We start from the raw sequence: 11,115 nt of genomic DNA on the forward strand, positions 1-11,115 counted from the left end.
GTGTCGACGCTCAGTAATCTCGTACTTGCCCAGGGCCGCAGCAGCGCGGAGGACGTGGACTGGCTCCACATGCTCGTCGCGGACGGCCAGCTCCTCGCCGACCTTGCCTTCGCCGACATCGTGGTCTGGGTGCCCAGCAGCACCGGCAGTTTCGTCGCGGTCGCCCACGCCAGGCCCTCCAGCGCCGCCACCCTGTTCTACCGCGACTTCGTGGGCCAGGCCATCAAGGTGGAATGGCGCCAGCAGGTCACCGAGGCCTTCGAGACGGCCAAGATCGTCGACACCACGGCGCCGGACTGGTACGAGGAGACCCCGACCCGGGTGCGGGCGATCCCGGTCAGGCGACGGCTCTCCTCGACCGGGTCGCAAATCTCGGATGCGCCGGTGGCGGTCCTCACCCGGCACACCAACCTGAGTGAGGCCCGCACGCCCAGCCGCCAGGAGCTCACCTTCAACGACTGCGCCAACGACCTCTTCGCCATGATCGCGTCGGGCGATTTCCCCGATCTGGGCGCGCCCACCGGCCCCCGCCGCGGTGCTCCGCGAGCCTCCGACGGGCTGATCCGGCTGGACGTCGACGGCGTGACCACGTTCGCCAGCCCGAACGCACTCTCCGCCTTCAACCGGATGGGCTTCATCGAGGAGCTGGAGGGGGAATCGTTGGCCGAGGTCACCACGAGCCTGCTCACGGGCACGGCCGTCGTCGACGAGACCCTGCCACTGGTCGTGACGGGCCGGGCGCCGTGGCGCACGGACGTCGAGGCGCGCGGGGTCACCGTGTCGCTGCGGGCCATCCCGATCCGCAACCGGGGCGAGCGGATCGGGGCGATCGTGCTCTGCCGGGACGTCACCGAGCTGCGGCACCAGGAGCGGGAACTGATCACGAAGGACGCGACGATCCGGGAGATCCACCACCGGGTCAAGAACAACCTGCAGACGGTGGCCTCCCTGCTGCGCATCCAGGCCAGGCGCACCCACTCCGACACCGCCCGGGAAGCTCTCAACCAGGCCATGCGCCGGGTGGCGGCCATCGCCGTCGTGCACGACACGCTCTCCGAGGGCCTCAATCAGAAGGTGGACTTCGATGTGGTGTTCGACCGTGTCCTGCTGCTGATCATGGAGGTGGCGTCCGCGCACAACACGACGGCGCATCCGAAATCGTCGGGCAGTTTCGGCATCCTGCCGAGCTCCTACGCGACCCCGTTGGCCCTGGCGCTGACCGAGCTCGTGACCAACGCCGTGGAGCACGGCCTGGCCGGGCGCGAGGGCGAGGTGTCGATCGAGGCCGAGCGCAACGAGGAGACCCTGACCGTGCGGGTCCGCGACAACGGATCGGGACTGCCGGAGGGCAAGGTCGGGTCGGGGCTGGGCACCCAGATCGTGCGCACCCTGATCCAGGGCGAGCTCAGCGGCAGCATCGACTGGCACACCATGATGGGCAGCGGAACCGAGGTCACCATCGAGATCCCACTGCGGTACATGCGCGAGGCGTAGCCCCGGGCCACCGGGGACATGAAGAAAGGCCCGGCTGGTCAGCCGGGCCTTTCTTCATGTCCCCGGTGCAGCGGTGAGGCCGCGGGGGGCGTGCGCTAGGACGCGCGACGGGCCCGGGCGGCGCGGCGCTTGAGGGCACGGCGCTCGTCTTCGCTAAGGCCACCCCAGACGCCTGAGTCCTGGCCGGTCTCGAGCGCGTACTGGAGGCACACCTCGGTGACGTTGCAACGTGCGCAGACGGATTTTGCCTTCTCGATCTGGTCCACCGCGGGTCCAGTGTTGCCTACCGGAAAGAACAATTCCGGGTCGGCTGTGAGGCAGGCAGCTTTGTCGCGCCAGTCCATAGAGATGCTCCTTGATTGCAGGGATGCCTGGCCGATTGGCCGAAGATGAGAGGCTGCCGGTTGCAGGAAGGGTAACGGATCTACACAATCAGATCGACTCACGTCCCTGTGAGCGTCAACCGGGCCTCAATTATGGTCGCATAATGGTGGAGTCAAATCAATAGTTCTGTATGGGATATCTCTGTGAATTCAAGGTCAGACCACAGCCGGGACGCCGCCGACGGGGCCGGTGGGGTGCGCCGCCCGCGCGCCGTGGTGCTTCTGGCAGCCCTCCTCTGGGCAGAGGCTGCCCTCCTCTGGGTGGCCGTCGTCTGGCTCATCCTCGAGCTGCTGACCGCCACACCGACCTCCCTCGCCAGCGCCATCGCGATCCTGGTCCTGGTGGTCGTCGCGGCCGCGTGGGTGAGTGCGGTCGCCGTCAACTCCCTGCGGCGCCGGTCCTGGATCCGCGGTGCGGCCGTGACCTGGCAGCTGGTGCAGATCGCGGTGGCCGTCGGCTGCTTCCAGGGCCTGTACGCCCGGCCCGACCTCGGCTGGGCCCTGCTGCTTCCCTCGATCGTCGTGCTCGGCCTGCTGTTCACACCGCGCGTGATCGCCGAGACGACGACCCCCGCGCCCGAGTAACGCCAGGCGCCGGAGCACCAGGACGCCCACGGCATCCGCTGACCGTTCAGCGATCCCGAGGCGCCGCACGGCCGGTACTCGGTGCCGCAGGGCCCCTCAGGGCCATCCTCAGGCGGCTGAGAGGCGTTCCCGGATCAGGCGGCGAGGCCCAGCTTCTTGCGCAGGCTCGCGACGTGTCCGGTGGCCTTCACGTTGTAGAGGGCCACCGCGATCGCGCCGGCCTCGTCGATCACGAAGGTCGACCGCAGCACTCCGGTGACGGTCTTGCCGTACAGGTTCTTCTCGCCCCAGGCGCCGTAGCTTCGGTGCACGGCGAGGTCGGCGTCGCTGAGTAGGGGGAAGGTGAGCTCGTCGGTCTCCTGGAACTTCTTCAGCTTGGCCGGCGCATCCTTCGACACCCCGAGCACGCGGTAACCGGCAGAGGCCAGCGAAGCGAGGTTGTCACGGAAATCGCAGGCCTGCTTGGTGCAGCCGGGAGTCATCGCCGCCGGGTAGAAGTACACGACGACCTTCGAACCGGCGAAATCGGACAGCGAGACGGCGGTCCCGTCCTGGTCGGTCAGGGTGAACTGGGGGGCCTGGTCGCCGGCCGCGAGGCGCGTGGATTCCGTCATGCCCCCACGCTACCGAACGAATTCGACGGAGATTTTGGGCCAAACAGGCCGGATCGGCGCAAAAGCGGCTTGTAGCAGCAAAATCTCCGTCGAATTGGTTAGGGGTAGGGGTAGGGGCAGGGGCGGCGGGAAGAGGGGTCAGTGGCCGGGGACGGCGGCGAAGGTGGCCAGCAGGCGCTGCAGGGAGTCCAGGCGGGCCTTGCCGGTCTCGCCCAGCTTGCCAGCCGCGACGGCCTCGTTGATGGCGCAGTCGGGCGAGTTGGGCAGGTGGGTGCAGCCGCGCGGGCACTTGAGCGCGATCTGGGCGAGGTCGGTGAACGCCTTCAGGATGTTGTCGGTGTTGATGTGGCCGAGCCCGAAGGAGCGCACGCCCGGCGTGTCGATGACCCAGCCGCGGCCGGCATCCGTCTCCAGTCGCAGCGAGATGGTCGAGGAGGAGGTGTGCCGGCCCCGGCCGGTCACCGTGTTCACGACGCCCACGGCGCGATGCGCGTCGGGGACGAGCGCGTTCACGAGGGTGGACTTGCCGACGCCGGAGTGACCGACGAAGACGGTGTCGTGCCCGGCCAGGGCGGCCGAGATCTCCGCGAGCGGCATGGCGTCGTCGCGGCTCTCGAAGACGGGCAGGTCGAGGCCCGCAAAGTTGCTGAGGAACACGGCGGGGTCGGCCAGGTCGGTTTTCGTGATGCAGAGGATCGGGGACACGCCCGCGTCGTACGCGGCGACGAGGTACCGGTCGACGAGGCGGATGCGCGGCTCCGGGTTGGCCGCGGCCACCACGATCAGCATCTGGTCGGCGTTGGCGACGATCACGCGCTCGACGGCATCCGTGTCGTCGGCGCTGCGCCGGAGCAGCGTCACCCGCGGCACGATCCGCACGATCCGGGACAGGCTGCCCGCCGCCCCGCTGGTGTCGCCGACGATGTCGACGCGGTCGCCGGTGACCACGGCCTGCTTGCGCAGCTCGCTCGCGCGGGCGGCGGTCACCCGGCGCTCGGCGGGCAGGTTCTCGTCGAGCATGACCGTGTAGCGTCCGCGGTCCACGGAGAGGATGCGGCCGGTCAGCGCGTTCTCGTGGTCCGGCCGGGTCTTGGTGCGGGGTTTGCTGCCCTTGCGGTTCGGGCGCACGCGCACGCTGGACTCGTCGAATTCCGGTTCGTCATCGTCGGCGCTCTCCCACCAGGTCACGACGTGGCCCCGGAGGCGAGCGTCTGCCAGAGGTCCGCGAACTGGGGGAGCGTCTTGGCCGTCGTTCCGATGTTCTCGATCTCCACCCCGGGAACAGCCAGGCCGATCACGGCACCCGCCGTGGCCATCCGGTGGTCGTCGTAGGTGCGCCACGGGCCGCCGTGCAGGGGGCGTGGATCGATCTGAAGCCCGTCGGGCAGTTCGGTCACGGCACCGCCGAGCCCGTTAATCTCCGCGGCCAGGGCGGCCAGGCGGTCGGTCTCGTGATGACGGATGTGGCCGATCCCGGTGATCGTGCTCGGCGAATCCGCCAGGGCGGCCAGGGCCACCAGCGCGGGGGCCAGCTCCCCGCCGGTCGACAGGTCGAGCTGCACGCCCCGGAGGCGCTCGCCGGCCGTGACGGTGAGGCGGTCCCCGCTGCGGCTGACCGTGGCGCCGAACAGGGGCAGCAGCTCGGCCAGGTCGGCGCCGACCTGGGTGGTGGACTCTGGCCAGCCGGTGATGGTGACGCTGCCCCCGGCGACCAGGGCCGCGGCCAGGAACGGGGCCGCGTTGGAGAGGTCAGGCTCGATGTCGATCTCGGCGCCGGCGATCGGGGCGGGTGCCACGATCCACTCGCCCACGGCGGGGCTGCCGACGGTGACCCCGCGCCGGGCCAGGGTGGCGATGGTCATCTCGATGTGCGGCATGCTCGGCAGGCGTTCGCCCGCGTGCCGGAGGTGGAGGCCCCGCTCGAAGCGCGGGGCGGCCAGGAGCAGGCCGGAGACGAACTGGCTGGACGTGGACGCGTCGATGGTGATCTCGCCGCCGTCGAGGCTGCCGGTGCCGTGGACGGTGAAGGGCAGCGCGCCGCGGCCATCGTCGTTGATGTCCGCGCCGAGGGCGCGCAGGGACGAGATCGTGGTCTTCATCGGCCGCAGGCGCGCGCCCGCGTCACCGTCGAAGGTGGTCGGGCCGAGGGCGAGCGCCGCGACCGGCGGCAGGAAGCGCATCACGGTGCCGGCCAGGCCGCAGTCGATGGTCGTCGACCCGAACAGTTCGCCCGGGGTGATCCGCAGGTCGGGGCCGAACTCGCCCTCCCCTGGCACCTCCTCCACGGTCGTGCCGAGCTGGCGCAGGGCGGCCACCATCAGGTCGCTGTCCCGCGAGTGCAGGGGGGAGCGCAGCACAGACGGATGCCCGGCGAGGGCACTGAGGACGAGCTCCCGGTTGGTGAGTGATTTGGACCCCGGCAGGGACACCGTTGCCGAGAGCGGCCCGGTGGCCGTGGGCGCGGGCCAGCGGGCATCCGTCTGCTCCGGCGACGAGTCGCCGTACGGATCGAACTCAGGCTTGGAATATCTCGAGATCAACATCGGTTATCAGGATAGTCGGTGACGAAAGGTTGAGGGAGGTACACGTGACGTTGTCCATGGTGCTGGAGCGACCCGGGCCCGATCTCGACGAGCGCTTAGGATTGTCGGTGATGACAACCGACGCGATCGAAATGCGAGACCTGTTCGAAGAGCAGGCACTGCCCTTTATCGACCAGCTGTACGCCGCGGCCATGCGCATGACACGCAATCCCTCGGACGCGCAGGACCTGGTGCAGGACACCTTCGTGAAGGCCTTCGCCGCCTTCGCCCAGTTCGAACAGGGCACCAACCTGAAGGCGTGGTTATACCGGATCCTGACCAACACCTTCATCAACACCTACCGCAAGAAGCAGCGCGAGCCGTTCCAGGGGACCATCGACGACCTCGAGGACTGGCAGCTCGGCGGCGCGGAGTCGCGCACGGCCATGTCGAACCGGTCGGCCGAGGCCGAGGCCATCGACCACCTCCCGGACAGCGCCGTCAAGGACGCGCTGCAGTCCATCCCGGAAGACTTCCGGCTGGCCGTCTACTTCGCCGACGTCGAGGGATTCTCGTACCAGGAGATCGCCGAAATCATGAAAACACCCATTGGCACCGTGATGAGCCGCCTGCATCGTGGCCGACGACTCCTTCGCGACCTGCTGGCCGGCTACGCCCAGGAGCGCGGGCTGGGCACTGCGGGGACGGGCCAGACTCACAACAGGAGCACACCAGCATGACCGACTGTGGATGCGAGAAGGCCAAGGCCGAACTCGAGGAATACCTGCACAACGAACTCTGCGGAGCGGACGCCTCCGACATCCGGGAACACCTCGCGCACTGCGCGGACTGCAACGACGAGCACCTGGTCGGCCGTACGCTGACCGAGGCCGTGCAGCGCGCCTGCCGCGAGATGGCCCCCGAGGACCTGCGCGACCAGGTGCTGCTGAAACTGCGCACCATCCAGTCCGGGCACTGAGCCCGGACCGATCCCGGGCTGACCCCGGGACCCGAGTCGGCGGTCAGTCGACGTTCTGCTGGTCGACCGAGGGCCGATCGACGGAGCCGAGCACGAACACGGCGCCGGTCGGGTCCGCGACCCGGGCGAAAGTGCCGAATTCGGACTCCCAGGGGTCGTGCAGCACGGTGCCGCCCAACTCGTCGACCCGGCGGGCGGCGGCCTTGACATCGGTCACGCCCAGGTAGAGCTGCCAGTGCGACGGCACCTCGTGCGGCAGGTGGGCGGACGCGTCGAAGATCCCGGTGACCTGGTTCCCGTCGGGTCCGACGGTGCTGTACCGGAATTCGTCTGTGTCGCTGAGCGAGACGGGCGTCCAGCCGAAGACGCTCTCGTAGAACCGCAGGGCGGCGGCGTAGTTGGTGGTGTTCAGCTCGTGCCAAACCGGGGTTCCCGCTTCCTCGATCCTGCCGAAACCGGTGAACTCGATCGGCTGCCACAGCCCGACGGCGGCGCCGGACGGGTCGAGCAGGGTGGCCATCCGTCCCATGTCACCCATGGTCATCGGTTCGGCCAGCACCTGGGCGCCGGCGTCCCGGGCGGCGGCGACGGTGGCGTCGGCATCCGTCACGGCCAGATAGGTGGTCCAGGCGTCAGGCCGGTCCGAATCCGCGTCCTGGCCCATCATGCCGGCCACGTCGGCGTCGCCCAGGCGGAAGGTGACGTAGCCGCCGTACTCCTCGCCGGAATCGCTCGCGGTCCAGCCGAAGAGGCGGGTGTAGAACTCCCGCGCCCGGGCCGGGTCGGAGGTCATCAGGTCAGCCCAGCAGGGTTCGCCGGTTCGGGTTGTGTCTCGGGTCGGCATGCCGGATCTCCTCGTCGGTGGTGTTGTGGCCAGCCTAGGACCCGCGGCCCACGCGGACAACATCGATTGAACGACGGAGGGACCGCACCAATCGGTGCGGTCCCTCCGTCTCGAGCGTTCTCGGGCCTGACGGTGAGCAGGCTAGACGGTGAGCGGGCTAGACGGTGAGCGCCCGGCTCAGCAGGTCGGCCTGCTCCGCCGCGTGCCGCTTGGCCGATCCGGCTGCCGGCGACGCCGAGGCGGCGCGGGAGAAGAGAGTCACGGGCCGCGGGCCCAGCTTGTTCGTCTCCAGGTAGAAGAACGGCCAGGCTCCCTGATTCTCCGGTTCGTCCTGCACCCAGGCCAGTTCGGCATTCGGGTACTGGTCCGCGATCTGCTTGAGTTCGAATGCGGGCAGCGGGTAGTACTGCTCCATCCGCACCAGGGCGATCTCGGGGTTCGGGTTCTTGTCGAGTTCGGCGAGCAGGTCGTAATACAGCTTGCCGGCCATGAACAGCACCCGCTTGACCTGGGACCGGTCGGTGATCCGGGCGTCGTCGATGACCGGTTCGAATCTGCCGGTGGTGAAATCGGCCACCGGGCTGGTCGCTCCGCGCAGGCGCAGCATCGACTTCGGGGTGAACACGATCAGCGGGCGCCGCGGACGCATGTACGCCTGGCGGCGCAGCAGGTGGAAGTACGAGGCCGGCGTCGACGGGCGGGCGACGGTCATGTTGTCTTCCGCGCACAGCTGCAGGTAGCGCTCGATCCGGGCGGAGGAGTGGTCGGGGCCCTGGCCCTCGTAGCCGTGCGGCAGCAGCAGCACGACGGATGACCGCTGGCCCCACTTCTGCTCGGCGGAGGACACGAACTCGTCGATGACCGTCTGCGCACCGTTGGCGAAGTCGCCGAACTGCGCCTCCCAGAGCACGAGGGCGTCGGCGCGTTCCACCGAGTAGCCGTACTCGAAGCCCATGGCCGCGTATTCGCTGAGCAGCGAGTCGTAGATCCAGAACCGGGCTTGGTCTTCGCTGAGGTTGGCCAGCGGCAGCCATTCCTGGCCGTTGACGCGGTCGTGGAGCACCGCGTGGCGCTGCACGAACGTGCCACGGCGGGCATCCTGGCCGGCGAAGCGCACCGGGGTGCGCTCGACCAGCAGGGAGCCGAGGGCGAGTAGTTCGCCGAAGCTCCAGTCGATGTTGCCGCCCCGGCTCATGTCCTGGCGCTTCTGCATCAGCTGCTGCAGCTTATTGTGCACGGTGAAGCCGGCGGGCTTGTTCATGAAGGCGTCACCGATCAGGTGGACGACCGCTTCCGGGACTCCGGTCGTGGCCGGTTCGCCGACCGCCTCGTCCTGCGCCGGGCTGCCGCCCAGGCCGTGCGAGGCGCCGGCGCCGACGATCGGGATCGACGAGGACTGCGCGGCGTGCGTCTCCATGAATGCGCGCTCGAGGCGGTCCTGGAAGTCGGCGTGGGCGGCCTCGTACTCTTCCTGGGTGATGTCGCCACGTCCGACGAGGGCCTCCGTGTACAGCTTCCGGACCGAGCGCTTGGCCTCGATCAGGTTGTACATCAGCGGCTGCGTCATCGACGGGTCGTCGCCCTCGTTGTGGCCGCGGCGGCGGTAGCAGACCAGGTCGATGACCACATCGCGCTTGAACTCCTGGCGGTAGGCCAGGGCGAGCTCGGCGACCCGCACCACGGCTTCCGGGTCATCCCCGTTGACGTGGAAGATGGGCGCCTGGATGGTCTTGGCGACGTCGGTCGAGTAGACCGAGGTTCGTCCGTCGCCGGGCAGGGTGGTGAAGCCGACCTGGTTGTTGACGACGAGGTGGATGGTGCCGCCGGTGCGGAAGCCGCGCAGCTGGGACATCTGCAGGGTCTCCAGCACGATCCCCTGGCCGGCCATGGCGGCATCGCCGTGGACGAGGACGGGGAGCGTGGAGAACGTGCCGATCGGCTTGCGGTCCTGCTTGGCCCGCACGATGCCTTCGAGCACGCCGTCGACGGCCTCCAGGTGGGACGGGTTCGCGGCCAGGTAGACCGGGATCTCGTCGCCGTTGGCGGCGCGGAACACGCCCTCCGTGCCGAGGTGGTACTTGACGTCGCCCGAGCCCTGAACGGTGCGCGGGTCCTGCGTGCCCTCGAACTCACGGAAGATCTGGCCGTAGGTCTTGCCGGCGATGTTGGTCAGCACGTTCAGGCGGCCGCGGTGGGCCATGCCGATGCAGACCTCGTCGAGGCCGGCATCCGCAGCGCCCTGCAGGACGGAGTCGAGCAGCGCGATGGTGGACTCGCCGCCCTCGAGGCTGAACCGCTTCTGGCCGACGTACTTGGTCTGCAGGAAGGTCTCGAAGGCCTCGGCCTCGTTGAGCTTGCCCAGGATGCGCATCTGCTCGTCGTGCGTCGGCTTGACGTACGACTTCTCCATCTTTTCCTGCATCCACTTGCGCTGGGCAGGGTCCTGGATATGCATGTACTCGATGCCCGTGGTGCGGCAGTACGAGTCGCGGAGCACGCCGAGGATGTCGCGGAGGAGCATCAGGCGCTTGCTGCCGAACCCGCCGGTGACGAACTCGCGGTCCAGGTCCCAGAAGGTCAGGCCGTGGTTCGAGATGTCGAGGTCAGGGTGGGTGCGCTGCGTGTACTCGAGCGGGTCGATGTCGGCCATCAGGTGGCCGCGCACGCGGTACGCGTTGATCAGTTCCTGCACGCGGGCGGTCTTGTCGACGGCACTGGCCAGGTCGACGCTGATGTCCGGCGCCCAGTGGATGGGGTCGTACGGGATGCGCAGCGCGGCGAAGATGTCCTCGTAGAAGTGGTGCTGGCCGATCAGGAGCTCGTGCACGATCTTGAGGAACTCGCCCGAGCCGGCGCCCTGGATCACCCGGTGGTCGTAGGTGCTGGTCAGCGTGATGGTCTTGGAGATGGCGAGACCGGTGAGGGTCTTGACGCTGGAGCCCTGGAACTCGGCCGGGTAGTCGAGCGCGCCGGCGCCGATGATGCAGCCCTGGCCCTTCATCAGGCGCGGCACCGAGTGCACGGTGCCGATTCCGCCCGGGTTGGTCAGGGAGACCGTGGCGCCGGAGAAGTCATCCGCCGTTAGCTTGTTCTTGCGGGCCCGGGTGACGAGGTCCTCGTAAGAAGCCAGGTACTCGCCGAACGTCATCGTGTCCGCGCGCTTGAGGGCCGGGACCATGAGCGACCGGGTGCCGTCGGGCTTGGGCAGGTCGATCGCGATGCCGAGGCCGACGTGGGCCGGGGCGATGACCGAGGGCTTGCCGTCGATCTCGTTGTAATAGACGTTCTGGCTGGGGAACGTTTTGAGCGCCTGGATCAGGGCCCAGCCGATCAGGTGCGTGAACGAGACCTTGCCGCCGCGGGACCGGCGCATGTGGTTGTTCATCACGATGCGGTTGTCGATCAGGAGCTTCGCCGGGATGGTGCGCACGCTCGTGGCCGTCGGTACCGTCAGGCTGGTCGCCATGTTCGCGGCCAGGCTCTTGGACATGCCGCGCAGGGGAGTGACGACATCCACGGCCTCGGCGGCCACGACGGGCTGCGGGGCGCTGAGCGGAGCGTCGGCCGGCACGGGGACCGGCTTGGGGGCGCTGGACGTGGTGCGCGCGGTGCGCTGCCCGCCCACGACCGGGACGGAGGACGTGCTCGAGGCCGGCTCGGCGGCCGGTGTCGCGGCGGCCGGCGCTGCGGCGCT

At 69.0% G+C, this 11,115-nt stretch carries 10 protein-coding genes; 4 read left to right on the top strand and 6 right to left on the bottom strand.

Translation table 11 applies throughout. The annotated features are described in order from the left end of the window. Positions 1-1,494: a sensor histidine kinase gene (locus E3T42_RS09740; protein WP_134366170.1), complete on the top strand. Its 1,494-nt coding sequence runs from the start codon at positions 1-3 to the stop codon at positions 1,492-1,494. Between the two features lie 95 nt (positions 1,495-1,589). Here the strand turns inward: E3T42_RS09740 and E3T42_RS09745 are convergent, their stop codons facing one another. Next, entirely contained in the window at positions 1,590-1,838 is a 249-nt protein-coding gene (locus E3T42_RS09745; protein WP_035837005.1) for a WhiB family transcriptional regulator, read from the bottom strand. 183 nt (positions 1,839-2,021) lie between these two features. Between E3T42_RS09745 and E3T42_RS09750 the strand changes: the two genes are divergently transcribed. Then, positions 2,022-2,462: a hypothetical protein gene (locus E3T42_RS09750; protein ID WP_241975989.1), complete on the top strand. Its 441-nt coding sequence runs from the start codon at positions 2,022-2,024 to the stop codon at positions 2,460-2,462. Positions 2,463-2,596: 134 nt separating this feature from the next. Here the strand turns inward: E3T42_RS09750 and bcp are convergent, their stop codons facing one another. The 3 genes from bcp to aroA all read right to left on the bottom strand — a co-directional run bounded on the left by bcp (position 2,597) and on the right by aroA (position 5,619). After that, positions 2,597-3,076: a thioredoxin-dependent thiol peroxidase gene (gene bcp / locus E3T42_RS09755; RefSeq protein WP_134402934.1), complete on the bottom strand. Its 480-nt coding sequence runs from the start codon at positions 3,074-3,076 to the stop codon at positions 2,597-2,599. 138 nt (positions 3,077-3,214) lie between these two features. Next, entirely contained in the window at positions 3,215-4,264 is a 1,050-nt protein-coding gene (rsgA, locus tag E3T42_RS09760) for a ribosome small subunit-dependent GTPase A (RefSeq protein WP_134402935.1), read from the bottom strand. Continuing rightward, the gene (gene aroA, locus E3T42_RS09765) at positions 4,261-5,619 is read right to left on the bottom strand and encodes a 3-phosphoshikimate 1-carboxyvinyltransferase (RefSeq protein WP_134366167.1); all 1,359 of its coding nucleotides are present in this window, start codon (positions 5,617-5,619) and stop codon (positions 4,261-4,263) included. The genes rsgA and aroA overlap by 4 nt, the downstream gene beginning before the upstream one ends. 110 nt (positions 5,620-5,729) lie before the next feature. Between aroA and E3T42_RS09770 the strand changes: the two genes are divergently transcribed. Further along, a complete protein-coding gene (locus E3T42_RS09770) occupies positions 5,730-6,338 on the top strand; it encodes a sigma-70 family RNA polymerase sigma factor (protein WP_179954737.1) in 609 nt (202 codons plus the stop codon). After that, the gene (locus E3T42_RS09775; protein WP_134366166.1) at positions 6,335-6,577 is read left to right on the top strand and encodes a zf-HC2 domain-containing protein; all 243 of its coding nucleotides are present in this window, start codon (positions 6,335-6,337) and stop codon (positions 6,575-6,577) included. Before E3T42_RS09770 ends, E3T42_RS09775 begins: the two co-directional genes overlap by 4 nt. Before the next feature lie 43 nt (positions 6,578-6,620). On the opposite strand, the gene E3T42_RS09780 is transcribed toward E3T42_RS09775, so the two are convergent. Together E3T42_RS09780 and E3T42_RS09785 are read right to left on the bottom strand one after the other, a co-directional pair. Continuing rightward, positions 6,621-7,421, bottom strand: coding sequence for a VOC family protein (locus E3T42_RS09780; RefSeq protein WP_134366165.1), 801 nt, complete (start codon positions 7,419-7,421; stop codon positions 6,621-6,623). A 157-nt stretch (positions 7,422-7,578) separates the two neighbouring features. Beyond that, a partial coding sequence (locus E3T42_RS09785; protein WP_134402936.1) for a multifunctional oxoglutarate decarboxylase/oxoglutarate dehydrogenase thiamine pyrophosphate-binding subunit/dihydrolipoyllysine-residue succinyltransferase subunit occupies positions 7,579-11,115 on the bottom strand: 3,537 nt, incomplete at its 5' end.

The organism is Cryobacterium sp. TMT4-10, assembly GCF_004403275.1.
Taxonomy (GTDB): Bacteria; Actinomycetota; Actinomycetes; order Actinomycetales; family Microbacteriaceae; genus Cryobacterium; species Cryobacterium shii.